This window comes from Bacteroides sp. AM41-16, assembly GCF_003603495.1.
GTDB classification, from domain to species: Bacteria; Bacteroidota; Bacteroidia; order Bacteroidales; family Bacteroidaceae; genus Bacteroides; species Bacteroides uniformis.
Window position 1 is genome coordinate 434255 of the sequence record NZ_QTNE01000001.1, and the last position, 26340, is coordinate 460594.

Annotated in this window: 17 protein-coding genes; 6 read left to right on the forward strand and 11 right to left on the reverse strand. The window is 50.3% G+C overall.

Features of this window, described 5'->3' with window-relative positions:
• Positions 1-9: 9 nt before the first annotated feature.
• Together DW896_RS02125 and DW896_RS02130 are read right to left on the reverse strand one after the other, a co-directional pair.
• Entirely contained in the window at positions 10-1785 is a 1776-nt protein-coding gene (locus tag DW896_RS02125) for a biotin/lipoyl-binding protein (RefSeq protein WP_025835515.1), read from the reverse strand.
• A gap of 144 nt (positions 1786-1929) precedes the next feature.
• Complete coding sequence (locus DW896_RS02130; protein WP_005828302.1) at positions 1930-2433, reverse strand: RNA polymerase sigma factor; 504 nt, start codon at positions 2431-2433, stop codon at positions 1930-1932.
• A 272-nt stretch (positions 2434-2705) separates the two neighbouring features.
• On the opposite strand from DW896_RS02130, the gene DW896_RS02135 reads away from it, so the two are divergent.
• Complete coding sequence (locus DW896_RS02135) at positions 2706-5609, forward strand: pitrilysin family protein (protein ID WP_009036945.1); 2904 nt, start codon at positions 2706-2708, stop codon at positions 5607-5609.
• A gap of 191 nt (positions 5610-5800) precedes the next feature.
• On the opposite strand, the gene DW896_RS02140 is transcribed toward DW896_RS02135, so the two are convergent.
• The gene (locus DW896_RS02140; RefSeq protein WP_034528739.1) at positions 5801-6427 is read right to left on the reverse strand and encodes a trimeric intracellular cation channel family protein; all 627 of its coding nucleotides are present in this window, start codon (positions 6425-6427) and stop codon (positions 5801-5803) included.
• 189 nt (positions 6428-6616) lie between these two features.
• Here DW896_RS02140 and DW896_RS02145 point away from each other — a divergent pair, with 189 nt between their 5' ends.
• From DW896_RS02145 to DW896_RS02165, 5 genes are all read left to right on the forward strand, one after another.
• Positions 6617-7711 carry a UDP-N-acetyl glucosamine 2-epimerase gene (locus DW896_RS02145; protein ID WP_009036943.1) on the forward strand — a complete coding sequence of 365 codons (1095 nt, stop codon included), beginning with the start codon at positions 6617-6619 and terminating at the stop codon, positions 7709-7711.
• 299 nt (positions 7712-8010) lie between these two features.
• On the forward strand, positions 8011-10596 hold the full coding sequence (locus DW896_RS02150; protein WP_008663243.1) for a DUF5686 and carboxypeptidase-like regulatory domain-containing protein: 2586 nt from the start codon (positions 8011-8013) through the stop codon (positions 10594-10596).
• A gap of 12 nt (positions 10597-10608) precedes the next feature.
• Positions 10609-11880 carry a replication-associated recombination protein A gene (locus DW896_RS02155; protein WP_009036942.1) on the forward strand — a complete coding sequence of 424 codons (1272 nt, stop codon included), beginning with the start codon at positions 10609-10611 and terminating at the stop codon, positions 11878-11880.
• A 90-nt stretch (positions 11881-11970) separates the two neighbouring features.
• Positions 11971-12927, forward strand: a complete 957-nt coding sequence (locus DW896_RS02160) for a D-2-hydroxyacid dehydrogenase (RefSeq protein WP_005836435.1) — start codon at positions 11971-11973, stop codon at positions 12925-12927.
• A 9-nt stretch (positions 12928-12936) separates the two neighbouring features.
• Positions 12937-14022: an endonuclease/exonuclease/phosphatase family protein gene (locus tag DW896_RS02165; RefSeq protein ID WP_009036941.1), complete on the forward strand. Its 1086-nt coding sequence runs from the start codon at positions 12937-12939 to the stop codon at positions 14020-14022.
• 99 nt (positions 14023-14121) lie between these two features.
• Here the strand turns inward: DW896_RS02165 and DW896_RS02170 are convergent, their stop codons facing one another.
• The 8 genes from DW896_RS02170 to DW896_RS02205 form a co-directional block, all read right to left on the reverse strand.
• Entirely contained in the window at positions 14122-17523 is a 3402-nt protein-coding gene (locus DW896_RS02170) for a TonB-dependent receptor (protein WP_005828280.1), read from the reverse strand.
• A 108-nt stretch (positions 17524-17631) separates the two neighbouring features.
• A complete protein-coding gene (locus tag DW896_RS02175) occupies positions 17632-19911 on the reverse strand; it encodes a HAMP domain-containing sensor histidine kinase (RefSeq protein ID WP_005828279.1) in 2280 nt (759 codons plus the stop codon).
• Between the two features lie 191 nt (positions 19912-20102).
• Entirely contained in the window at positions 20103-21422 is a 1320-nt protein-coding gene (nhaA, locus tag DW896_RS02180; protein WP_005828276.1) for a Na+/H+ antiporter NhaA, read from the reverse strand.
• A gap of 39 nt (positions 21423-21461) precedes the next feature.
• Positions 21462-23243 carry a translation elongation factor 4 gene (lepA, locus tag DW896_RS02185; RefSeq protein WP_005828274.1) on the reverse strand — a complete coding sequence of 594 codons (1782 nt, stop codon included), beginning with the start codon at positions 23241-23243 and terminating at the stop codon, positions 21462-21464.
• A 124-nt stretch (positions 23244-23367) separates the two neighbouring features.
• Positions 23368-23568 (reverse strand): winged helix-turn-helix domain-containing protein, encoded by a 201-nt coding sequence (locus DW896_RS02190; protein WP_005828272.1) that lies wholly within the window; start codon positions 23566-23568, stop codon positions 23368-23370.
• A gap of 150 nt (positions 23569-23718) precedes the next feature.
• Positions 23719-24189: a C-GCAxxG-C-C family protein gene (locus DW896_RS02195; RefSeq protein WP_034532774.1), complete on the reverse strand. Its 471-nt coding sequence runs from the start codon at positions 24187-24189 to the stop codon at positions 23719-23721.
• Positions 24189-24953: an exodeoxyribonuclease III gene (locus tag DW896_RS02200; RefSeq protein WP_005828268.1), complete on the reverse strand. Its 765-nt coding sequence runs from the start codon at positions 24951-24953 to the stop codon at positions 24189-24191. The genes DW896_RS02195 and DW896_RS02200 overlap by 1 nt, the downstream gene beginning before the upstream one ends.
• 29 nt (positions 24954-24982) lie before the next feature.
• Positions 24983-26248, reverse strand: a complete 1266-nt coding sequence (locus DW896_RS02205; RefSeq protein WP_057259189.1) for an Nramp family divalent metal transporter — start codon at positions 26246-26248, stop codon at positions 24983-24985.
• Positions 26249-26340 lie beyond the last annotated feature (92 nt).

The window sequence follows — 26340 nt, forward strand, 5'->3', positions numbered from 1 at the left end:
TCCTCCACTTTATGCAAAAATATCACTTCGCTGGATATAAGCAATCACATCCCCTTTATTGACCACATCCCCTTGCTTGGCACAGACTTCCACCACACGTCCGGTAAATCCGGTCCATATCTTCTCGTATTCGCCCCACGGCGTAGAGATGTAGCAGAACACCTCATCATGCTGGTACTTGCGTCCGATGAAAGGAGCAGAAGAAGGACCTTCGACGGAAACCTCCCAAAGCACTTGCCCCTTGGAAGGCGCGATTATCGGGTCTGCCTTGGCACGCTTCAGCTTCTTGATTTCTTCTTCCGAGTATCCGTTTTTGGCCATCGCCGCATCCTTGGCACGCTGCAGGTCATCCTCAAAACGTTTCTTGGCAACGCCGGATTTATAGTCGCGATACTGTCGGTCGTGCATGGCAAGCTCGAAGAGTTCCTCGTCATCATCGCCATATTCCCAACCGTTTTCGTCCATCTCTTTCCGGTATGTATCCAGAGCATCCGGGTAGTTCAGCTGTGGGTCCGTATCCACGAACTCAAAGCCTTTGGACTTGGCCAGTTCCACTATCTCGGGCGCTAAAGTACCGGGGAGGCGTCCGCTCTTGCCCAGAATCATGTCCCACGTATGGTTGTCTATCATCGTCCAACGCTCCTCTCCCTTTACCTGCTGCATGAGGTTCATCAAAGCCACATTCTTCACATACTGGCTGAAAGGAGTCACCAAAGGAGGATAACCCAGCTTGGGCCATACATATTCCACTTCGTCGAACAGCATGACGAGCAGGTCGTCCAGACTGAGTTCCGGCTCGTTCTTACCGCGCAGTATCATGTTGATGCCGGAATGCACTCCCTTCAAGTCGGCCATCATGGAGCCCATCATGCCACCCGGCAAACCGCACTTCAGCAAGAGTGAGGACATATGTTTATTGGTGGGGTCCATGAAATAACCCAAGAACTCGTCAATGAACTCCTGCGTCATGGCACGGGCTTTCATGTAGGCTTTCATGTTTATGTCGGGCACTTGGAAACCCAGGTCTTTCAGCATGGCCTGCACGGAGATGATGTCCGGATGAACCTTGCCCCACGACATGGGTTCCATCGCCACATCGATGATGTCGGCACCGTTCTCACAGACTTCGAGAATGGAAGCCATGGAAAGTCCGGGACCGCTATGCCCGTGGTATTGTATCAGCACATCGGGGTGCTTCTCCTTAATGGTTCTGACAAGCTGTCCCAGCATACCCGGACGTCCGATGCCCGCCATATCCTTCAAGCAGATTTCAGGTGCCCCGGCTTCAATCAACCGGTCGGCAATACTGGCATAGTATTCCACCGTATGGACGGGAGAATACGTGATGCAGAGCGTAGCCTGCGGTATCATGCCCGCTTCCAGAGCATATTTGATAGAAGGAATTATATTCCGCGTCTCGTTCAATCCGCAGAAGATACGGGTAATGTCCACACCCTGGGCATGCTTCACCTTGTACATCAGCCGGCGCACATCTGCCGGAACGGGATACATGCGCAGTGCATTTAGCCCGCGGTCGAGCATATGCGTCTGTATGCCTGCTTCCCTAAAAGGTGCGGTAAAGGCGCGTACAGCCTTGTTGGGATTTTCACCATACAGAAGGTTTACCTGCTCAAAAGCTCCTCCGTTTGTTTCAACGCGTGCAAAACAACCCATTTCAACTATCAACGGAGCAATACGTACCAACTGGTCTACCCGGGGTTGATACTTACCGGACGACTGCCACATGTCCCGGTAAACAAGACTGAATTTAATTTCCTTTTTCATCATAGTCAATAATAAGAGATTTTCCTTCGGTTAACTTAACATATACAAATATAAAGGATTATTCTGACATATAGTCAAGAATAACCCTTAAAAATTCATCATAAGCAATATGTTATATATCATATTGCTACTATCAAATTATTATCAGATGAAATCTTTCAATTCATCCTGCAACTTCTGGCGCGTAAAGAAGATGCGGCTTTTCACCGTTCCGAGCGGAAGGCCGAGGCGTTCGGCAATCTCGCGGTACTTGAAACCGGACACATGCATGGAGAAAGGGACTTTATAGTCGCGTGGAAGGGCATTGACGATGCGATGCATTTCTTTCAGGTCGTAGGCACCCTCGGTACTGGCAAAACCAGAGTCCTGGGGCATGCTGAGGTGATACTGATTGTCCGTCTGGTCCACAAAAGTCTGTTCGCGAACTATTTTCCGGTAATTATTGATAAAGATGTTGCGCATAATGGTATACATCCAACCTCTGAAATTGGTGTCGGGTTCAAATTTGTCTTCGTTATCCAAAGCCTTGAGAGATGTCTCTTGCAACAAATCATTCGCTTCTTCCCGGTCGGCTGTCAACTTGTATGCAAAGCGAAGCAGTTCTTCTTGCACTGCAAGCAAATCTTTTCTAAAACTGTAAGTATTCATACTTTGCTCAATTTTTAAATAGTTAATAATGGTTTAGGTTTTACGATTGCAAGTATAAGGAAAATTTGAAGCCCCGGGGGACGGAATACGGTTTTTATTAGGGGTGAAAACTATCATTTGACAGTTTACACCCCCCTCTCTGATAGTTTACGGGTGATATTATATGCTGAAAACCATCATTTTTCCGAAGATTTCGTAAATGTTACGTGATTTTTTTATAGCTTTGCCTACATATAGGAAAACACTTTTATTACATAAAAACACTTTATTTTATGAAATCATTTCAATTTAAGTCACTTCTTCTGCTGACTACCCTTATCATTTCCCTGCCCTCCTTTGGACAAGGACTGAAGGCGTTCAAGCTGAAGAACGGTCTTTCCGTATATATATGGGAAGATGAATCCAAATCGGACGTGTTCGGACTGGTAGGCGTACGTGCCGGTTCCATCAACGACCCCGAAGAGTACACGGGACTTGCACACTACCTGGAGCACGTCATGTTTAAAGGAACAGACAAGATAGGCGCGCTGAACTGGACGGAAGAAGAACCGATCTACAAGGAAATCATCGCCAAGTACGACCAGATGGCCGAAGAAGCCGACCCGGTAAAAAAAGAAGCCATCAGCAAGGAAATCAATGAGCTGACCGTCAAGGCCGGAAAGCTGGGGCTTCCCAATGAATACTCCAACCTGATGGAAAGCATGGGCGCCAAAGGGGTAAATGCAGGAACCTACTATGACTGGACCTTCTATCACAGCTCCTTCCCTGCCTATCAGATAAACAAATGGCTGGAGATTTCCTCACAACGTTTCCTGCATCCCGTATTCCGTTCCTTCCAGTCGGAGCTGGAAAACGTGTACGAAGAATATAACCGTTCACAAGATGACCAGGGACGTGCACAGAACCAGTTCGTGATGGAGAAAGCTTTTGAGGGACATCCTTACTCCCGTTCCATCATCGGCCTGCCCGAACATCTGAAGAATCCCCGCCTGAGCAAGCTGATTGAATTCTACGAACAATGGTATGTACCCGAAAACATGGTACTGGTACTCGTAGGAAACATCAAAGCCCAACAAATCAGCGGACGCATCAATGCTGCCTTCGGACGTCTGGCTGCTAAGCCCGCACCCGAGCGCAAGGTCTACCAGAACCTCGAAATAAAGGGCCGCAAACAGTATTCGGCTAAAGTGGGATTCTACCCGCAAGTGGCAATGGTATTCAATGGAGTACCTGCCGGACATCCCGACGAAGACGCTCTGAACATCGCCCTGGCACTGCTGAACAACAACAGTCAGACCGGAACTATGGACAAGCTGGTACTGGACGGTGAACTGACCAGCGCCGGAGCCTACACCCGTACTTTCCGCGAACAAGGACGCGCCATCGTAGCGGCCATTCCCCTCTACGACGAAAACCAGCGCCGTTTCGAGTCTACCAAGAGCGCCGAAAAGAAAGCTTTGAAAGCCATCCAGCAAATCGCCAACGGAGAATTCGAGGATTGGAAAATTGATGCCATCAAAGCCGAGAAATGCCGCCAGTTCGACCTGGAAATGGAGTCGAACGAGGACAAGGCCATGATACTGATGAACGCCTTCTACAACGAGCAGGATTTAGGCGACATACTCAACTACAAGGACAAGATTATGGCCATCACTACTGACGACATCAAGCGGGTAGCCAAGAAATACCTGTCGGACAACTACCTGGCCCTATATATCGAAAAAGGGAAACCTGACAAAAACGCCAAGATTGAGAAGCCGGGGTACAAACCCGTAGAACCTCCGGTAGGCAAGGAATCGCTTTATGCAACGCAATTCAAGAACCTGCCCATCGGACAGATGGAAGAGAAATTCGCAGACTACGGCGAAGTGCAAATCAAGCAGCTGAACGACCGTTCCAAGATGTACTACACGCCCAACAAGGAGAACAACGTATTCCAGTTGGTTGTACAATACGGAGCCGGTGAACGCGAATTCCCAAAACTTGGCTATGCCGCCCAGTTGATGAACAACGCAGGCATCATGGGGGCCTACGAACCGCAAGAGTTGAAAGAAGAACTCAGCAAGCTGAACGCAACCTGCCACGTGACAGCCGATGATGACAACCTCTACATCATCATGGAGGGCTACGAAGCCACCCTGCCGCAAGCCTGCCAGCTACTTTCACGCCAGATTCTGATGCCGAAATTGGACGAAAAGCAACTGGCACGTCTGAAAGGTTCGGCAATGGGTATGCGCCAGCAGCGTAAAGACAACGTCAGCATCCTGAACGAAGCGCTGCGCCAGTACATGCTCTACGGAGAGAAATCAGACTACATCAAGGAGCTGACCGACAAGGAGATTTACGAATTGCAGATTTCAGAACTGACGGGCGACATCAACCGTGCCTCCAACTACGAGGCAAAGGTATTCTTTACCGGAACACTCCCCTTCGACCAAGTATACGACATCCTGAGCAAGAACCTCCCGTTGGTAGCCAACGAACGCCCGTCCAACTCCCCGCAGGCAAAGGAGATGATGCCGGTAACCGAAAACACCGTCTACTTCCTGCCTAACAACGATGCAGAACAAGCCCAAATCCACCTCTACATCCCGATGCAGAAGGCTGACAAGAAGGACGACGTGCTGCGTAGCGCATTCAACCAGTACTTCGGTCTCGACTTCACCGGCATCGTTCTGAACGAAATACGTGAAAAACGCTCCATGGCCTATACAGCCTACGCATTCGTCGGCACGCAAGGCATAGCCGGAAAAGCAAGCTACCTGCGCGGCTACATCGGTACCCAGAACGACAAGGCAAACGATGCATTGGACGTACTGATGAGTCTCGTCAATGACATGCCGAAGAATCCGGAACGTATCGGCAACATCAAGAGCTACCTCCGCCAAGCCATGCTGACCAGCCACCCCAGCTTCCGCAACAAAGCTATGGAACTGGTAGACTTGGGCTACAGAGGCTACACGGACGACCCAGCCAAAGAAAACCTGCCGAAAGTAGATGCACTGACCTTTGACGACATCGTGAAGTTCTACGAAGAGAACATCAAAGGCAAACCTTACTGCATCTCCATCATGGGCAACCCGAAGGACATCGACCTGAAGCGGCTGGAGAAATTCGGCAAGGTAGTGAAACTGAACGAACGCAAGCTCTTCAACACGAAGGATGCATTGTTCTAACCTAGTCTTATCTCTTTAGCAATCCTATCCTCGCTCCCTTTAATAAGGGGAACGAGACATATGAAAAATTCCCCGACATTTCGGTTTGAAAATGCCGGGGAATCTTATTTTAAAACATCTGGGAAGTGCTTCTCCGGAATGTCCGAGTTTCACCGGAAAATCCCTGAGGTTTTCAGACTGCAAACAACGGACTACATTTCCTGCTCCTCTTCATTACCCGAAAGGATAGGAAGGCAAATCCTATACTTTACTGCCAGTATACGGGTAACGAACACCGTCACACCACCCACAATCTGGCACACGAAAGACTCCATCCCCAAAAGGTGGCACATCCAGTAGAAGGTTCCTCCCACCACACAAGCCATCGCATAAATCTCCTTCCGGAATATCAGCGGAATTTCGTTGATGAATACGTCACGTATCACACCTCCCGCAGCCCCGGTAATGCTGCCCATGATGATGGCCACCCAGAAGGGATAGCCCAGCGCGATGCTCTTGCCCACACCAACGACCGTGAACAGTGCCAGGCCGATACTGTCGAATATGAAGAATGTATTGTGCAGATGGATGAGATGCTTACCGAAGAGGATGACCCACAACAAGGCCAGTCCGGTACAAATCAAATAAATAGGGTCCGTCATCCAACCCGGGGTGACGTCCAGCAGCAGGTCGCGTATCGTACCGCCTCCGATGGCCGTCACAAAACCCACCACATACGCTCCAAACCAGTCGAACCGCTTGGCCGAGGCCAGACGTATGCCACTAATGGCAAAGGCAAATGTGCCAATGAAATCGAGTATCTGAACAAATGTTGGCATTATCACTTTGAGAATTAAAAATTAAAAATTAAACAAGTGCTTCGAGTATCCAAAATTAAATCCGAGTATCCAAAACCGAAAAAGATAATACATATTTCAACAGACACTCTGAAAATAATAGGCAAAGTAACAAATAATTTCCCTAAGAAAGCGTATTTTTGTATCGACATTTTTTTACCAATTACGACAATGAAAATAACAATCGTATCGGGCGCACGCCCCAACTTCATGAAAATAGCCCCCATCTGCCGCGCCATCGACGCCGCCAGAGAGGCAGGAAAGAACATCTCCTACCGCATCGTCTACACCGGTCCGCAGGATGACACCAGCCTGGATGCCTCGCTCTTCTCCGACCTCTCTATGAGGAAACCGGATGCCTGCCTCGGCGTCACCGGACATGACCACTCGCAGGTGGCAGCCTCCATCATGCTTGCCTTCGAGCGCGAGTTGGACGGGCACCCAGCACAAGTCGTACTGGTGGTAGATGACATGACCGCCACCATGAGTTGCTCCATCGTCGCCAAGAAGCGCGGGCTGAAGGTGGCGCACGTCATAGCAGGCACGCGCTCCTTCGACATGAACATGCCTCGCGAAGTGAACCGAACCATCGTGGACGCCATCTCCGACTATCTCTTCACTGCCGGCATGGTGGCCAACCGCAATCTCAACCAAGAGGGTATGATACCCGACTATATCCACTACGTGGGCAACATACTGATTGACACCATCCGCTTCAACCGCCACCGCCTGGTGCAGCCCATGTGGTTCTCCAGCCTCGGCCTGCGGAAAGGAAACTACTTGCTACTCACCCTCAACCGCCGTGACCTACTGGAGAAGAAGGCAGTGCTACACTCCCTGCTCCAGACCGTCATCGAAAAGGCCGACGGCATGCCTATCGTCGCCCCTCTGCACCCCTATGTACAAAAGGCAGTGAAGTCACTGGGACTGGATGCCCCTAACCTGCACATCCTGCCTCCACAGAGCTACCTGCACTTCGGATTCCTCATCAACCAGGCACGGGGCATCGTCACCGACTCGGGAAACATCGCCGAAGAAGCTACCTTCCTCGACGTCCCCTGCATCACCCTCAATACCTATGCCGAGCATCCCGAAACCTGGCGCATCGGTACCAACGAGCTGGTAGGCGAAAATTCCTTCGCTCTCTCCGCCTCGCTCGACAAGCTGCTGCACGGAGAATGGAAGCACACCACCCTGCCCGACCGCTGGGACGGACGAACGGCGGAACGCATCGTACAGACACTACTGAACGGCAACAATTCATAATCCTCCATAAATTCTATCCCAAGCTTGCAAACGTCTATCCCAAACCTACGGACGCTTATCCCAAGCTTGGGTCTTTCTATCCCAAGGCTTGGGATAGAACTTTCTCCATACGTTGTGCAACTTTATCCTTTATATCCGGCAACTTTTCTATAAGGATTCTGTACGTTTTTTATCTGTATCCGGCAAACAAGACATACGACTTTCACGTTCATTTAACCATATCTCCCGTTTCTTTAGTCTATATTTGCTTCTTGATTAACCTTAATTTGTTAACTTTGCGCCCGAATTATCTGTAACTTATGAAGCAAAGATATACAATTTACGCCCTTTTCCTGCTGTCACTGTTCGTCTCCATCAGCGCATCCGCCCAGATAAAGGGTGTCATCACAGACTCCCTCACGAACGAACCGCTGATGTACATCACCGTACAGTATGAAGGGAAAGGTGTAGGCGGCATCTCCAACGCAAACGGTGAATACCAGGTGGAAACCCGCAAAGGCTGGGATGAGCTGACGTTCTCCGCCGTAGGCTACATCACCAAGAAAGTAAAACTGAAACCCGGCACCCGGGTGCTGAACGTCAAACTGCAATCGGATGACATCATGCTCTCTGAAGTCGTGGTGAAGCCCAAAAAGGAGAAATATTCTCGCAAGAACAACCCCGCCGTGGAGTTCATGAAGAAGGTCATCGAGAATAAGAAGGCACTGAAACTGGAAGAGAACGACTACTACCAGTACCAGAAGTACGAAAAGATGAAGATGTCGCTCAACGACGTCACCCCTGACAAAATGGAGAAAGGCATCTACAAGAAATTCTCCTTCTTCAAAGACCAGGTGGAGGTATCGCCCAAGACCAACAAGATGATTCTACCCATCTCCATCAAGGAGACGGCCAGCAAGACCATTTTCCGTAAAAGCCCCAAGAGCGAAAAGACCATCATCGAAGGTATGAACTCCACCGGTATCGAAGAGTTCTTCAACACCGGAGACATGCTGGGGACCATCCTTACGGACGTATTTTCCGACATCAACATCTACGACGACGACATCCGCCTGCTGCAACGCCGCTTCGTCAGCCCCATCGGCCGCGGAGCCATCAGCTTCTACAAATACTACTTGATGGACACGCTCATGGTGGATAGGCAGGAGTGCGTGCACCTCACCTTCGTTCCCCAGAACCCACAGGACTTTGGTTTCACGGGGCACCTCTACGTGGTGAAGGACTCCACCTATGCCGTGAAGAAATGTACCATGAACCTGCCCAAGAAGACGGGTGTCAACTTCGTGGAAAACCTCGACATCGTGCAGCAGTTCGAACAACTGCCCGACGGAAACTGGGTGCTGACCGATGACGACATGACCGTGGAACTGCACTTTGTGAAAGGCATCCAAGGCCTGGAAGTACAGCGGACCACCAAGTACAGCGACTATCAGTTCACAGAGATAGAACCCCGCCTCTTCCGCCTGAAAGGAAATGTCATCAAGGAGGCGAACATGCTTGCCAAGAGCGACGAGTATTGGGCGAAAGTGCGCCAAGTGCCTCTCACCAAGAAGGAGAGCACGATGGACGTATTCATGAACCGTATCGAACAGATTCCCGGCTTCAAGTACGTCATCTTCGGAGCGAAAGCCTTGATTGAGAACTTCGTGGAAACGGGCAGCAAGAAACATCCCAGTAAGTTCGACTTCGGTCCTATCAACACAATGATAACCAGCAACTACGTCAACGGCACCCGTTTCCGTCTGAGCGGTATGACAACCGGTAACCTCGACCCGCATTGGAGCCTGAGCGGTTACGGCGCCTACGGAACCAAGGACAAGAAATGGTTCTACTCCGGGCAGGTGGCCTACTCCTTCAACAAACGCGAATACGTATTGTGGGAGTTCCCGAAGCACTACATCGCCTTCAAGTACACCTACGACGTGATGTCTCCCATGGACAAGTACCTCGCCACGGACAAGGACAACTTGTTTGTCGGCTGGAAATGGACTACGGTAGACCAGATGTCCTACATGCGCGACGCCACGCTGACCTACGAGCTGGAGACCAATACCGGCTTCTCCGTACAGGCCATGGCACGCCACCGCAACGACCAGCCTGCGGGGCAACTGCAATACTGGAAGAACAACGGAGAAACACCCGGACAGTGGGATGAAAAGAATACGCTGGTGCACGACATCACCACTACCGAGCTGGGTGTGACCCTGCGTTACGCTCCCGGTGAAACCTTCGTCAACACCAAACAGCGCCGCGTGCCCGTATCGTTGGATGCGCCCACCTTCACCCTCTCCCACACCGCCGGATTCAAGGGCGTGCTGGGTGGAGAGTACAACTTCAACTTGACGGAAGCCAGCATCCGGAAGCGCTTCTGGCTCGGCTCGTGGGGCAAGCTGGACGTAACGGCACGTGCCGGTGCGCAATGGAACACCGTTCCCTTCCCGCTGCTGAACCTACCGATGGCAAACCTCTCGTACATCACGCAGAACAACGAGTCCTTCAACCTCATCAACAACATGGAGTTCCTGAACGACCGTTACGCCTCCCTCAACCTAAGCTACGACATGAACGGAAAACTCTTCAACCGCATCCCGCTCATCAAGAAGCTGAAGTGGCGCGAGATGTTCCGCATCCGTGGTCTGTGGGGCACGCTGACGGACAAGAACAACCCATACAAGAGCAACAATCCCGACTTGTTCCTCTTCCCCATGCGCGACGGTGTACCCACCAGCCACGTCATGGGCAAGACTCCCTATGTGGAAGCCAGTGTAGGTATCTACAATATCTTCAAGCTGCTCCACATAGAATATGTACGCCGACTGACCTATACGGATATACCGGGAGTGAAGAAGGGCGGTATACGCTTCATGATATTAATGATTTTTTAAGAGTTACATACTATGCAACCATTAGCAGAACGGCTTAGACCAAGAACATTAGATGAATATATCGGTCAGAAACATTTAGTGGGACCGGGTGCAGTGCTACGTAAGATGATTGATGCAGGACGTATCTCTTCGTTTATCCTATGGGGTCCTCCGGGAGTGGGAAAGACAACCTTGGCGCAGATTATCGCCAACAAGCTGGAAACTCCTTTCTATACGCTCAGTGCCGTGACCAGCGGCGTGAAGGACGTGCGCGACGTGATAGAGCGCGCCAAGAGCAACCGTTTCTTCTCGCAAGCCAGTCCCATCCTCTTCATTGACGAGATACACCGCTTCAGCAAATCGCAGCAAGACTCACTGCTGGGAGCCGTGGAGCAAGGCACCGTGACGCTGATAGGCGCCACCACGGAGAACCCTTCGTTCGAGGTCATCCGCCCGCTGCTGTCCCGCTGCCAGCTCTATACCTTGAAGTCACTGGAGAAGGACGACCTGCTGGAACTGCTGCAACGCGCCATCACCACAGACACCGTGCTGAAGGAACGGAAGATAGAACTGAAAGAGACCACTGCCATGCTCCGCTTCAGCGGAGGAGACGCCCGCAAGCTACTCAACATCCTCGAGCTGGTGGTAGACTCCGAAGCCGCAGACCCTGTCCTCATCACCGACGACATGGTGACCGAACGCCTGCAACAGAACCCTCTTGCCTACGATAAGGACGGCGAGATGCACTACGACATCATCTCCGCCTTCATCAAATCCATTCGCGGCAGCGACCCGGATGGCGCCATCTACTGGCTGGCACGCATGGTAGAAGGCGGTGAGGACCCTGCCTTCATAGCCCGCCGCCTCGTCATCTCCGCCTCCGAAGACATCGGACTGGCCAACCCCAACGCGCTGCTGCTTGCCAACGCCTGCTTCGACACGCTGATGAAAGTGGGATGGCCCGAAGGACGTATCCCCCTGGCAGAAGCCACCATATACCTCGCCACCAGTCCTAAGAGCAATTCAGCCTATATGGCCATCAACAATGCCCTGGAACTGGTACGCGAAACGGGCAACCTCCCCGTCCCCCTGCACCTACGCAATGCGCCCACCAAGCTGATGAAGCAGTTGGGCTACGGCGAGAAGTATAAGTACGCCCACGACTACCCCGGCAACTTCGTCAAGCAGCAATTCCTGCCCGACGAACTGAAAGACCGCCGCATCTGGGAACCACAACTCAACCCTGCCGAGCAAAAGCATAAGGAACGGATGCAGCAACTCTGGGGAGAGGAAAAGAAATGGTAAACTATCAATTCAAATTAAAAATTAAAAATTAGAGATTAAAAGTCGGATACAGAAAATCCCCACAACAAATAACTCATAACTCATAACTCCATGAATATAGTAGTATTAGACGGCTATGCCGCCAACCCCGGCGACCTCTGCTGGGACGAATTGCAAGCCTTGGGCGAGTGCACCATCTACGACCGCACCGCCCCTGCGGAAGTATTGGAACGCGCTGCTGGTGCAGAAATCCTGCTGACCAACAAAACTGTACTCACCGCTGAACACATGGCGGCACTGCCCGAACTGAAGTATATCGGTGTGCTGGCCACCGGATATAACATCGTAGACACCACTGCCGCCAAAGAACGCGGAATCATCGTCACCAATATTCCCGCCTACAGCACCGACTCCGTAGCCCAAATGGTCTTTGCCCACATCCTAAACATCACCCAGCAAGTGCAACACCACTCCGAAGAGGTGCACCGGGGCCGCTGGACAGCAAGCAAGGACTTCTGTTTCTGGGACACGCCGCTCATCGAACTGCGCGAAAAGAAGCTCGGAATCGTAGGCCTGGGCCACACCGGTTTCACCACCGCCCGCATCGCCATCGGCTTCGGTATGAAGGTATGTGCCTACACCTCCAAGACCAACTTCCAGCTTCCTCCCGAAATCCGCAAGATGGAGCTGGACGAGCTGTTCCGCGAATGTGACATCATCAGCCTGCACTGTCCCCTCACCGACTCCACCCGCGAGATGGTAAATGCAGAACGGCTCCGACTGATGAAGCCCACCGCCATCCTCATCAATACCGGACGCGGCCCGCTCATCAACGAACAAGACCTTGCCGACGCACTTAACAACGGTACCATCTATGCCGCCGGCGTAGACGTACTCTCGCAAGAACCTCCCCGTGCCGACAATCCGTTGCTCTCCGCCCGCAACTGCTACATCACTCCGCACATTGCCTGGGCAAGCACCGCCGCGCGCGAACGCCTCATGCAGATTATGCTCGAGAACATCAAGGCCTACCAAGACGGCAAGCCGGTGAACGTAGTGAATAAATAAGCAAACAACATGGGAAAGTCCGCCGTAAAAGGTCTGTTCTACATCTGTCTGATAGCAGCGACATTCGTCTTGGCCACCATCACCATAGTGGCAGCCTTCTCAGGAAATGTAGCTCCGGTCGATTCCGTCATCATGCCATTACTGGGGCTGGCAGTGCCCGTACTCCTGATTGTCAATCTGATAACGGCACTCTGCTGGGCATTGGCCCGTAAGCGCTGGGCACTGGTTCCGCTGGTGGCATTCTTCTGCAACTGGGGATATCTGACGTCTGTCTTCCAGCTCCACCTGCCGAAAGACAAAACCCCGGCAGGCAAGTATCTGAAGATAGCCACCTACAACATACACAACTTCGGAGGTGAGATTACCGGTTATTCCTGCAAGGAGATAGCCCGGTACATGCAGCAGGAAGGCGTGGATGTGCTGTGCTTCCAGGAGTTCGGAGACAACAGCGACTTCCCCACAGACAGCATACGGCGCGTACTCTCGCATTGGTCACACGCGCTCATCCCTTCTGAAGACTCCGTCAAGGGCGTACTGCCTATCGCCGTATTCAGCCGCTATCCATTGGCGAACCACCGTTTCATCACTTACCAGCAAAGCTCCAACTGTAGCATGATGTGCGATGTAGCGATGGGTACGGATACCATACGTCTGATAAACAACCACCTGCAGACCACCAGCGTCAGCCAGAAGCGCAGGAAGTGGGAACGCGAGCTGGCCACCGACGACACCCGCCGCGAAGTCCAGGCAGCCAAAGATGCCGCAGGCACCCTGCACGAAAACTTCATGAAGCGGGCCACGCAGACTTACGTCATCAGCCACTACGCCAAGACCAGCCCCTATCCCGTGCTGCTATGCGGCGACTTCAACTCAATACCTTCCTCCTACACCTACCATCATTTGAGGAAAACCCTCAAAGACGGATTCCGCACTGCCGGAAACGGATACATGTACACCTACCGCTATGCCAAACGCATGTTGCGTATTGACTACATCTTCCACTCCCCCAGCCTGAAGGGTATTGCATACTACTCTCCAGACCTGGATTTGTGCAGCGACCACAATCCAGTGATTATGGAGGTTGAAATACAATAAAGTAAAGAAAGCCAAAAACAATAAGGGCTGTCCCGGAAATCCCGGAACAGCCCTTGCCTTATCATATTCTGCCATTCAACGGAGGTTATCTGCACCCGATTAGTTGAACACGTAACGGATACCGACTTGCAACTTCCAGCATTCGCTGTAGTTCTGATAGGTGTCGTAAGTCTTGGTAGGATATTCACCGTTCACCTTATACATGGAGAATACCGGAGTCAGGTCAGTGGCGCTCTTCACCCCTTCATACTTCAGGATTCGGTTGCTGTTGGAAACGGTATTGGTCTTGGAGATACCCCATTTGGAGTTGATGAGGTTACCCACGTTCATGATGTCAAAACTCAACTGGAAGCAATGCTTGGTCTTGCCAATCTTGAATTCGAAATCCTCCAGCAGACGGAAGTCAAAGCGGTGCACCCACGGAGCGCGGGCAGCATAAGCCTCGGCATACTGTCCTTTGTGATTCTTCAAGTACGAATCCTGCTCTACGAATTTCCAGAAGGCAACGCGGTCTTCCTCTGTCTTGAAGTTGATTTCACTATCGTCCTTCGGAATGTACATCAAGTCGTTGTTGATACCATCGCCGTTCATGTCGTTGGTGTAGCAGAAGCTGTAACCGCCGGAAGAATAGCCGGAATAGAACAGATTCAGGTGTGTGCCGCGAAGCAGGCCTTTGTGTCTGAAGGGGATGTAGTAGCCCACAGAAGCAATCACCTTATCGGGAACCACATACTGTGACCGTTGTGCATCCACATAATTGGAACCATCAATCGTGTTCAATCCCTGCCAAGTGGAGATAGGGTCGCTGCCCGGAAGACCGGAAACTTCTTTGGACTCCGTGTGCGTATAGGCCAGCATCAGCATCAAGTCATCCACCGGCTGGGCATTCACCGTGATGTTTGCCGTATAGCCGTAGCCTTTGGATGTATTGTCGAGTACCACGGCATTCTTGCCATTGTAATGCACGAAGTCGCCTGCATATTTCACATTCTTGTCGGGGTTGTCATAAAGAGAATAAGAGTACACCATGCGGTTATCCGCACCATTGAAACGTTGCATACCCGTATGCAACAGTTCCGTAGTTGTCACGTCTTTTCCATCAGCGCCCTTGACGGTGGTCAGCTTATTGTACTTCCATTCGTCGGGGTTCTTGATATTGATGTTGTTGATGGTAACGGCATTCACATTCTTCGTGAACATGAACTCTCCCGTCACGGTCAAGGGGAAAGATACGGGTACCTGATAGTCCACCGCGATAGACGACTTCCACACCTGCGGCATCTTGAAGTCCTGAGCCACACCGGAAATCTTGCTTCCCGCCACGTGTTTCTCAATCGTGGTGGGGAGGTTGAACTTGTCGATTATCTGGTTCATGTCCGTAATCATGCCGCCTGCCAACTGGTCCAGACGGGAATCATGGCCCACCACCTTTCCATTGTCATATTGGGTCTTAAAGGTAACGGAGTTCTGTACCATAGAAGCATTGGTCGGCATATTGGTGAAGAAAACCAACGGCAGACGTCCGGTAAACACACCCGTACCTCCACGTACTTTCAGCGACTTGTCCTTGAACACGTCCCAAACGAAACCTATACGGGGAGAAATCTGCCATCTGGAATCCGGCCACTTGCCAGTGTCGATGTGCTGCCCGTCGAAGTCAAGCTCATAGATGGCATCGTTTCTCTGGAGGTCGTCGTTGTCGAACATCAAGTTGTCGAAACGGATACCGTAGGTCAGTTTCAGACTGTTGCCGAGGTTCCATTCATCCTGGGCATAGAAACCAAGCTGGTTGAAGGTAACCTGAGCATTGGGGTTGGCCACACCGTTGAAGCCATAAGTCAAAGCGAATGATTCGGGAGCTGCGCCACTCAGGAAATCTTCCAGACTGTTATAGCGGTAATATCCCGTACCGTTACGCATATAGGCGTTGTTGGCAAACTGGTGCTCATAGCTAAGACCTGCTGTCAGCTTGTGGTTACCGGTGAAGAAGGTGAAGTTATCGGTAATGTTCGTAATCTTGTTCTTCACACCGTTGTTGTAGGTGAACAACTCGTAACCGGCGCTCATGTACGGTTCCAGAATCTGGTTTCCATTCTCGTCCTTGCCTGCCATGATGTCGATGAAGGGGAAAGGAGAAGAATTGGTGCCGCGCATGTCCTCTATATTGGTGTAGGTGAACAGCAACTGATTGGAAATCTTATCGGTGAAGCGGCTGTTCAAATCTGTCGCCCAAGACTGCACCTTGTTGTCCATGGAATACATGCTGTTGGCAAACGCCATAGACTGCGTACCTACGCGATAAGTATTGTTCAAGCGATATCCCGTATCGGAAGAGTTACCGTTCGGGGCATTCCAAGCCGTATTCTTCGTATTGTTGTAGCGGAGGCTCAAGCGATGGCGGTCCGTGATGTTCCAGTCGATGCGGGCCAGAATCTTGGTGTTCTCCTCGTCAGCAGGAAAACTTGTGTAAGAGCCTGCGTCGTAGCCGTACTTGTCCTTCAGATGGTTGTACACCTTCTCCATATCCGACTTCAGCGTACGGGACACCATACCTTTTGCCTCTTCACCGTCCTCACGCGCGCGATACTTTATAACCTCTCCCGGAGTCTTCTCCTTTTCGTAGTTTACGAAGAAGAACAGTTTGTTCTTGATGATAGGACCGCCCAGCGTGAAGCCGTAGGTAGTCTTGGACTCGTCGGAACGTGCTCCCAGGTCCTCGCCGTTGATGCGGTTACCGCGCATGTCCTGGTTGCGGTAATAGGTATAGGCAGTACCTCTGAACGTGTTCGTACCACTCTTGGTAATGGCGTTGATGCCGCCGCCTATGAAGTTCGTCTGGCGCACGTCGAAGGGAGCCACCACTACCTGCACCTCTTCGATGGCATCCATGGAGATGGGGTTGCCGCCGCCGGGGAGGTTGGAACTAAGTCCGAAGTTATTGTTGAAGTTGGCACCGTCGATAGTGAAGTTCGTGGAACGTCCGTCACCGCCGGCAAAACTCATGCCGTTGGCATAGGGAGAAAGGCGGGCAATGTCACTGATGCTGCGGTTCACGGTGGGAAGCTGCGTTATCTGTGCAGAAGAGATGTTGGTAGTGGCACCCGTCTTTTCAGCAGTGAACTTGGTCTTGGCAGCCGTCACAATCACTTCGTTCAGCAACTCGGAAGATTCACTCATCTCTACGTTCAGGTTGTATACCTCACCCAGCTGAAGGGTGATGTCCTTATAAATAACCGTCTGATAGCCGATATAGGAAATCTCCACCCGGTAGGGACCACCAGTGCGCATACCCTGGATAGAATAGCGTCCATCGACGTTGGTCACGGTTCCGTAGCGCGAACCGGAAGGCTGATGAACAGCCTGTACAGTGGCGCCGATAATGGGCTCATTACTTGCATCCGTCACCTTACCTGCCATAGAGGCGGTGGTGACCTGCGCATTTACACCTACGGCAGCCAGTAGCAGTAACGCTGTCAGTGCAATTCTTACTCTCTTTAACATAATGTCTTTTAAATTAGTTCCTAAAACGTTATATTTCTTAAAACACTGGCAAAGATACGCAAAATTATATATAAGAACATTACAATATGATTACATTTTTTTAAGGATTTATTCAATACAAGGCAGCACCACCGTGAAACGGCTTCCACGACCTTCCTCGGAGCGGAGTTCGATGCGTCCTCCCATCTTTTCGACGATGAGCACACAGATGGACAAGCCTAGCCCGACGCCTTGGGAAAACTCGCTACGCTTGTAGAAACGCTCAAAAATCATCTTCTGCTCGCTGTGCGGAATGCCTATGCCGGTATCTTCCACATAAAGATGTACCTCGCTCATGCCGGACGGACAACAATACCCCAGCTGGATGCTGCCTTCTTTCGTAAACTTGTTGGCATTGTTCAGGAAGTTGGTGAGTACCTGTGTCAGTCGCATGGGATCTACATTCACCTGCACATCTTCGGGAGGGAAATCCTTGAGGAACTGCAACGGCGGCTGGATAAGCAGGCTATGCGTCTGATAGACGTCATCGAGCAGCTGGCGCACACTCTCCCGCTGAAAGATGAACGAGAGGTTACCCGACTCGATGCGCGACAGTTCCAGCACATCGCCCACCAGTTTCAGCAGCAGTTTGGTATTGGTGTTGATAATGTCCACAAACTCCTGCCGCTCTTCGTCGGAGAACTCCGGCTCGTTAGCCAGCATGTCCGAGAAGCCGACAATGGCATTGAGCGGAGTGCGTATTTCGTGACTCATGTTATTGAGGAACGACTGTTTCAGTTCGGCTTGCTCCGCAAGCTCGCGGGATTCTATCAGCTCCTGCTCGTGGTCTTTCAGTTCCTGGATATTCTGCAGCAGTCCGGCTATGATGGGTGCGTGTCCGGGGGTGTGGATGGTATTGTAGCTGAACTCCCACCACTGGAACTCGCCGGTGAAGTTACAGCGGTACTGTCCCTTGTGGTGCGTACGTTCGTGCCTTGACGCTATGTTCTTGCGGAAAACGGGTAAGTCGCCGGGATGGATGTAGGGAGTGATTTCATTGAGCAGAAGACGACCGGAGCGGTGGTGAATAAGCTCGCAGAACTGCGAGTCGCAGGACACGGAATCTCCCTCCAGTCGCCAGGCGTAGGTAGAATTTCCTTCGATGGCCAGGCAGAGGGTCTCATGCTCGTAGAGGAGGTTTCGCAGTGCCTCACGCTTGCGCCTGCGTTCGTGCAGTAGGCTGAAAGAGAGCAAGACTATCACCGTCAGCACGAAGACAGCGCCCAGAATGGAGCCTACGAGTATATGGTAACGATAGCGCTCCGAGAAAGGGATGTACATCACGGTGTACTCCACCGGAATGCTCTCGAGCGGGATGCCATACTTCTGCAGCACATGCCAGTTCAGCACGTACTGCTTAGCGCATTCCGTCACCTGCTGCCGGGGCATCCGCCCTTCGAGGCGTTCCTTGATACCGGTCGCCATGTATCTTATCTGGCTCTCCAGCGGGGTGAAATATCCTCCCAGCAAGTAGTCGGCAAAGCCGAAGCCCTCGTTGATGGTCTGAAACGTGGGATTGTCAAAGAGCATGCCCACGCGCTTGGTGGTATAGTCCCGCTTGGTATAGAGCAGCAACGTGTTGTCGCCGCGTCCCAGCCACATCAGATGGCGTATCGCTATGGAGTCGCTCGTCATGCGCACAATCTTCGTGGTGTCCAGCAGCATGTCTATGTTCTGCCGTTTCAGTATGGGGCTGATAGTCTCCCCCTCGCGCACGCAGTGATAGGAGGAACCAGCAAAGTAAAAGCCTTGGGCGGAGGTCACGATGTCGGGCCCCTGCCCTTCGCACTGTTCGTTCAGCGCGTGCCATATCTTGCGGTCCAGAAAAGTCTGGCCGTTCATCAGACAGATGCGTGCCTTGCCCATGATACTCTCTATCATGCGGATGGTGCGCAGGTAATCGGGCGTGTCGGCATAGCCCGTGATGTTGGGATATTGCAGGAGCAGGGAGATGTTGGGATAGTTCACACCGCTAAACACGACGGGTATTTCGTGCGCCAGCGGATGCCCGCATGCCATCAGCGCATAGGCAGCCTGGTCGTCGAGCACGGCTATTAGCTCGGCTCCCCAAGCGGAGAGGTCGTCCACGAAGCCGGCCATGCGGAAGTTCTCCACCTCCTCCATGTAGCGGTCGCAGTCCAGGTAGTATTCGCGTACATCGCAGTCCAAGCCGAGACGGCGGAACTCTTTCTGCAGCAGTTCCAGAGCTTTCGTGGCAGGCGGATAGCCCGGCTCGAAAGAGTGTATCAGTGCGATGTGCCGCGTCTCCGCATGGGCGGGGCAGGCACACCACACGAGGCAGAGGGAAAGCGTCAATATATATACGGTAACTACCGTTGTTTGCTTCATATCCGGAAGGTCCTTTCGACTTGTACCAGCAAAGATACGAATGTTTTTTAAGAATAATGGACTATTTCTTCTGTTTCTGTAACAAAGAATACGTTTTCTTAAATCATTGACACATCCCAACTTATCTTTCAGAGGATTTACCGAATATCCCTAAAGAACCGATTCTTCGTCCAGTATTCCAAAGTGGAGATCTATTTGTTCTTAACCTTCGGCAACACCGCATTCAGTACCATATATCCCAACATACCGGCAACAATCGTTCCCAGCAATACACCAAACTTCGCCTGGTTCAGCAGATCCGGATATTCTCCTGCAAAAGAAAGGTTGGCAATAAATAAAGATACCGTAAAGCCAATACCCCCCAACAAGGATACTCCGGCAACACTTCTCCAATTCATTCCCGGAGGCATTGAGGACAAACCACTCTTGACCGCCAGCCAGGTAAACAGAAAAATACCGATAAACTTGCCAAGAAGCAATCCTGCAGCCACCGCTATACTAACAGCTCCAACAACGCCACCGCCTCCACTGAACACCACACCGGCATTGGCAAAGGCAAAGAGCGGCAGTATCACAAAGTTTACCGCACCATGCAAATTGTCTTCCAGGGATTGCAAAGGACTAATTACATGATCAGAAGCGCGCTCCACTTGTTTTAGAGTGGCAATCTGCTCATTGGTCAATATAATATTATCTGATTTGGTAACCGGAAAATCACCGATAATGTCGCGGATGCGTTTAATGTATTTCCCGGCATCCAAACGGGGACGGGCCGGTATTACAAAGGCCAGTATCACTCCGGAAATAGTGCTGTGAATGCCCGACTGAAGGAACAAATACCAAATAATTACCCCGATAAGCAGGAAGAATATCTTCTGTGTCATACCGAATTTCCCCATATAGTAAAGGAAGAAATAAAGGACAGCAGCTACAATAAGATATCCGTATGCCACTTCGGAACTATAGAAAATGGCAATAACCAGAATGCCGCCAATATCATCGACCACTGCAAATGCCGTCAGGAAAATTTTCAGACTCAAAGGCACCCGTTTACCCAGCAGACTGAGTACACCCAATGAAAAAGCAATATCCGTAGCCATCGGTATAGCCATACCGCGCGTTTCCGGAGTACCCTGAACGACCAAAAGTGAATAGACAATGACCGGCACCAGCATACCGCCACATGCCGCTACAAAGGGTAAAGAAGCCTTACGAAAGGAAGAAAGTTCACCCACCAGCAGTTCCCGCTTTATCTCCAACCCCACAGCCAGAAAGAAAACAGTCATCAGGCAGTCGTTTATAAACTCAATCATTTTCAACGGATGACCACCATGGGAGAACAAATTAAAGTCTCCGATACGCAGATGCAGTTCCTGCAAAAGAAAGCCCTGATACAACGGAGCCATCGGCGAATTAGCAATAACGGCCGCCAAAATAGCCATCAAAAACAGCAAGATGCTCGCCGCTATATTCAGCGACGAGAAGTTTTTCACAGTACGTAAAATAATCATAAAGAAGTATATTTGATTTAAGATTTCATCCTTTCGACATCAATCCAGCTTCAAGACTGCCAGGAACGCTTTCTGAGGTACCTCCACATTACCAATCTGTTTCATACGCTTCTTACCTCTCTTCTGTTTCTCAAGCAATTTTCGTTTACGGCTCACGTCACCTCCATAACATTTGGCCGTTACGTCCTTACGCACAGCCTTAATCGTTTCCCGGGAAATAATCTTGGCACCGATAGCAGCCTGAATGGCGATATCGAACTGCTGTCTCGGAATCAGGTCTTTCAACTTCTCGCACATCCGGCGTCCCAATTCGTAGGCATTGTCAAAGTGTGTCAAGGTAGAAAGAGCATCCACCGGCTCACCGTTCAGCAAAATATCCAGCTTCACCAGTTTGGAAGGACGAAAACCGTTGGGATGATAGTCAAAAGAGGCATATCCCTTAGAGATACTCTTCAATTTATCATAGAAATCGATAACTATTTCGCCAAGAGGCATGTCATAGTATATTTCTACACGGTTACCTGAAATATATTCCTGCTTCACCAGCTCGCCACGCTTGCCCAGACAAAGAGTCATGATAGGACCGATGTAATCAGTGGTGGTAATCACCGAAGCACGGATATAGGGCTCCTCAATACGGTCTATCATGGTAGGGTCGGGCATGCTGCCGGGGTTATGCACTTCGGTCATATTTCCCTGCTTGTCATAGATATTGTAGGAAACGTTGGGCACGGTGGTGATAACGTTCATGTCAAATTCACGGTCAAGGCGTTCCTGCACAATCTCCATATGGAGCAGCCCAAGGAAACCACAACGGAAACCAAAGCCCAAAGCCAATGAAGACTCAGGCTGGAAAGTCAGCGAAGCATCATTCAACTGCAGCTTTTCCAAAGAAGAACGCAAGTCCTCAAAATCTTCTGCCTCGATGGGGTACACACCGGCAAAAACCATCGGCTTCACCTCCTCAAAACCGGCGATGGCCTCTTCGCAAGGACGGGCAATATGCGTAATCGTATCACCTACTTTCACTTCCTTAGAGGTTTTGATACCCGAGATGATATAGCCCACATCCCCCGTACGCAACTCCGGACGTGGCATCATTTCCATTTTGAGCACTCCGATTTCATCCGCATCATATTCCTTGCCTGTATTGAAGAATTTCACTTTATCCCCTTTACGAATCACACCGTTCACTATCTTGAAATATGCAATGATACCACGGAAAGAATTGAAGACAGAATCGAAAATCAACGCCTGCAACGGAGCTTCCTCGTCACCCTCCGGGTGAGGGATACGCTCAATGACCGCAGCCAGAATCTCTTCCACTCCCATGCCTGTTTTGCCAGAAGCACGGATAATTTCATCACGCTTGCAGCCCAACAGTTCGACGATCTCATCCTCCACTTCCTCGGGCATGGCGCTTGCCATGTCACATTTGTTGATGACGGGAATAATCTCCAAATCATGCTCAATCGCCATATAGAGGTTTGAAATGGTCTGCGCCTGCACTCCTTGCGAAGCATCTACAATAAGCAAGGCTCCTTCACAAGCGGCAATGGAACGTGACACCTCGTACGAGAAGTCCACGTGTCCCGGAGTGTCTATCAAGTTCAGAATATACTTTTCACCTTTATAGGTATACTCCATTTGTATGGCATGGCTCTTGATGGTGATACCTCTTTCCTTCTCAAGGTCCATGTCATCCAGCATCTGTCCGTTAGTTACTTGTATAGTATTGGTAAATTCCAGCAGACGGTCTGCCAAAGTTGATTTACCGTGGTCGATATGGGCAATAATGCAAAAATTTCGTATATTCTTCATTGTCAATAACTATCTATTAATTAGGTGCGCAAAGATAGTGAAAACAGAGCAAATAAAAAAAATGCGTTGATAACATATTCATGTACCAACGCATCTTTTTATAACATTCCAATCAATTCCTCGCTTAGTTCAGCTTTACAAACAATTCGCCTTCCACTTCAGAAGTAGAGACCTTGTCTTCTCTTAACAACCAGCCCAATCCCAGGAAGAAGTCCTTGTCGATCAGTTTAGTTGCTTTCTTGATTTGCTTGTGAGTCAAGCCATCTGTGCCATTCAGTGCAGTCCAAATCTGTCCTGCAACATTACCAGCTTTTTCTTTTAACATTTCTATTTGCTTTTAGTTAAACGTTATCCTCATCTCCAAAGATAGAGATGTCGGTGTTTTTATATCGCTGCAAAGATAGGTATATTTATGTTATACAACACGTTATTAGGCACTTTTTTTCTTACTAAGGGGTAAAAAAGTTCTTTTTTCTTACTTTGAGGACGTTTTTTCCAGGTATTCGGTCCAAATTTGGGCAGCTACCTCTACCATCCTGGCACACGGGCGTTTAGCATAATACTGCTCGGTACGGGCTTCCGGAACGGACGAACCTTCCGGTTTTCTCAACCCCAACAATTCAGCACATATCAAAGAGCCATTTCGTTTCTTGAATTCAGCAGCCAGCTCCTGCACCAACGCATAGTTTGCCGCCTTACCTTCACGGTCCTTGCCTTCCACAGCTCCTTTTTCCAATCCGGCCAATAGGAACATGCCGCATGCAGCACCGCATGTCTGCCTCATACGACCTATGCCACCACCAAAAGAGGCGGACATCCGGAAAGCCTGCTCTTCTGTAAAACCATACATATCTGCAAAAGCTCCCACTACCGATTGCGAACAGTTATAGCCACTCTTGAAAAGCTCCACAGCTTTTTCGATTCTGTCTTTTGTTTCCATCATCATTATTCTGTAATTTCCAACAACATCGGACAATGGTCCGAATGAACAACGTCACCCAATATTCTCGCCTCCTTCAACATCGGGCGCACCGGTTCACTCACCATGCAATAATCAATGCGCCACCCTTTGTTCTTGGCACGTGAATTAAAGCGATAGCTCCACCACGTATATTCCTGCTTGTCGGGATGAAGCCAACGGAAGGAATCTATGAATCCCGCATTGAGAAAGCGCGTCATCCACTCCCGCTCTTCAGGCAGGAAGCCACTGTTGGTGGCATTCCTGATAGGGTCGTGAATGTCTATTGCCTCATGGCAGATATTATAATCGCCGCAAAGAATGAGTTTAGGACGCGTACGTTCCAGCTCCAATACATATTCCTGGAATTTCTCCAACCAGACCATCTTGAAGGCCTGGCGTTCGTCACCGCTGGTACCGGAAGGATGATAAACACTCACAACGGACACATCACCGAAGTCGGCACGGATAAAGCGCCCTTCGTTATCGTATTCTTCGATACCCATACCATATTCCACATGGTCCGGTTCTTGCTTGCTCAGAATAGCGACTCCACTATACCCCTTCTTCTGTGCAGAATATAGATAATGCTTATACCCCAAAGCATCCAGCGCTTCTGCCGGATACTGTTCCGGTTGCAGCTTCGTTTCCTGCAAACAAAGCACATCCGGCTGCTCTTGTGCCAGCCACTCGGGAAAACCTTTTGTCACGGCAGCCCGTAGCCCATTTACGTTATATGTAATAATCTTCATACTTATTTGATTTCTTAGAAATGAATTATTCAAGATGTCAACTCGGATACCAGCAGCATGATATTCAGCACAGTGACCACCGCAGCAATGGCATAAAGTACAAATGTACTCCATTTACTGTTTACATACTGCCCCATCACTTTGCGTGAAGAAGTCAGTCCCACTTGCAGGAAAACCGTAAACGGCAGCTGGATGCTCAGTATCATCTGTGAAATCAGCAGTCCTTTGAACGGGTCTCCGATAAAGAAAATCAGCAGCAGTGCAATGCCCAGCGACAGAATCACACCCACCTGCGAGTGACTGTCTTTGATATGATAGGATTCTCCGAAAATACCGGCAAAGATAGAACCTGCCGCCATACCGCTGGTTATCGTGGAAGATATACCCGCCATCAGTAATGCCAATGCAAAAACCACGGCAGCACTGTTCCCCAGCAACGGCTCCAGCAAGGATTTGGCCTGCTGCAACTCTTCCACCTGAATACCGCTTTTAAAGAAAGTTGCCGCAGCCAGCAGTATCATGGCACTGTTGATGGCCCATCCCACAATCATAGAGAACAGCGTGTCGAACAATTCATATTTCAACACCTTACGGATGGACGCATCATCTTTCTTATTATATTCATGGCTCTGTATCACTTCCGAGTGCAGAAACAGATTATGCGGCATCACCACCGCACCGAGCACACTCATGATAATCAGCATGCTCCCATGCGGGAACGAAGGTGTCACCCACCCTTGTGCGGCCAGCGGCCAATCTATCTTCACCAGAAACAGCTCATAGATAAAGGAGAGCCCAATGACCGAAACAAAAGCAATGATGGAACGTTCTATCTTCTTGTAGGAATTAGTGAAAAGCATGACGACTACAAATACGGTAGTCAAGACAGAACCCCATATGATGGGAATGTCAAACAGCATCTGCAAAGCGATGGCACCTCCCAATATCTCTGCCAGCGAAGTCGAGATGGAAGCCAGCACTGCTGTACCCAATATGGGACGCGACACCCAGGAAGGAGTATATTTGGTAGCGGCTTCGGACAAGCACAAGCCGGTTACAATGCCAAGATGCGCCACATTATGCTGCAATACAATCAGCATGATAGTGGATAAAGTCACGACCCACAGCAACGAATAGCCAAATTCAGACCCTGCCGCAAAATTAGATGCCCAGTTCCCCGGGTCAATAAAGCCCACAGTCACCAGCAGTCCGGGACCTATATATTTAAAAACGTCCAGACCGCCCAGATAGCGTTTGTGGTCTCTCCGTTTCAAGTCTTTAAAAATATTCTTCATTGTGTCTGTTCAATTAAGAGCGTAAAAATACTCAAATAATAACAAATACCTCCATGTTAGGTTCAAAAAAAGCCCCTGGCATCTTTCAATGT

Bases quoted from the DNA above. Each gene is read 5' to 3' on its own strand.
- DW896_RS02170 (WP_005828280.1), bottom strand. From the start codon at position 17,523: ATGTTAAAGAGAGTAAGAATTGCACTGACAGCGTTACTGCTACTGGCT.
- DW896_RS02125 (WP_025835515.1), bottom strand. From the start codon at position 1,785: ATGAAAAAGGAAATTAAATTCAGTCTTGTTTACCGGGACATGTGGCAG.
- DW896_RS02135 (WP_009036945.1), top strand. From the start codon at position 2,706: ATGAAATCATTTCAATTTAAGTCACTTCTTCTGCTGACTACCCTTATC.
- nhaA (WP_005828276.1), bottom strand. From the start codon at position 21,422: ATGATTATTTTACGTACTGTGAAAAACTTCTCGTCGCTGAATATAGCG.
- DW896_RS02155 (WP_009036942.1), top strand. From the start codon at position 10,609: ATGCAACCATTAGCAGAACGGCTTAGACCAAGAACATTAGATGAATAT.
- DW896_RS02195 (WP_034532774.1), bottom strand. From the start codon at position 24,189: ATGATGATGGAAACAAAAGACAGAATCGAAAAAGCTGTGGAGCTTTTC.
- DW896_RS02205 (WP_057259189.1), bottom strand. From the start codon at position 26,248: ATGAAGAATATTTTTAAAGACTTGAAACGGAGAGACCACAAACGCTAT.
- DW896_RS02200 (WP_005828268.1), bottom strand. From the start codon at position 24,953: ATGAAGATTATTACATATAACGTAAATGGGCTACGGGCTGCCGTGACA.
- DW896_RS02130 (WP_005828302.1), bottom strand. From the start codon at position 2,433: ATGAATACTTACAGTTTTAGAAAAGATTTGCTTGCAGTGCAAGAAGAA.
- DW896_RS02150 (WP_008663243.1), top strand. From the start codon at position 8,011: ATGAAGCAAAGATATACAATTTACGCCCTTTTCCTGCTGTCACTGTTC.
- DW896_RS02160 (WP_005836435.1), top strand. From the start codon at position 11,971: ATGAATATAGTAGTATTAGACGGCTATGCCGCCAACCCCGGCGACCTC.
- DW896_RS02145 (WP_009036943.1), top strand. From the start codon at position 6,617: ATGAAAATAACAATCGTATCGGGCGCACGCCCCAACTTCATGAAAATA.
- DW896_RS02140 (WP_034528739.1), bottom strand. From the start codon at position 6,427: ATGCCAACATTTGTTCAGATACTCGATTTCATTGGCACATTTGCCTTT.
- DW896_RS02190 (WP_005828272.1), bottom strand. From the start codon at position 23,568: ATGTTAAAAGAAAAAGCTGGTAATGTTGCAGGACAGATTTGGACTGCA.
- DW896_RS02175 (WP_005828279.1), bottom strand. From the start codon at position 19,911: ATGAAGCAAACAACGGTAGTTACCGTATATATATTGACGCTTTCCCTC.
- DW896_RS02165 (WP_009036941.1), top strand. From the start codon at position 12,937: ATGGGAAAGTCCGCCGTAAAAGGTCTGTTCTACATCTGTCTGATAGCA.
- lepA (WP_005828274.1), bottom strand. From the start codon at position 23,243: ATGAAGAATATACGAAATTTTTGCATTATTGCCCATATCGACCACGGT.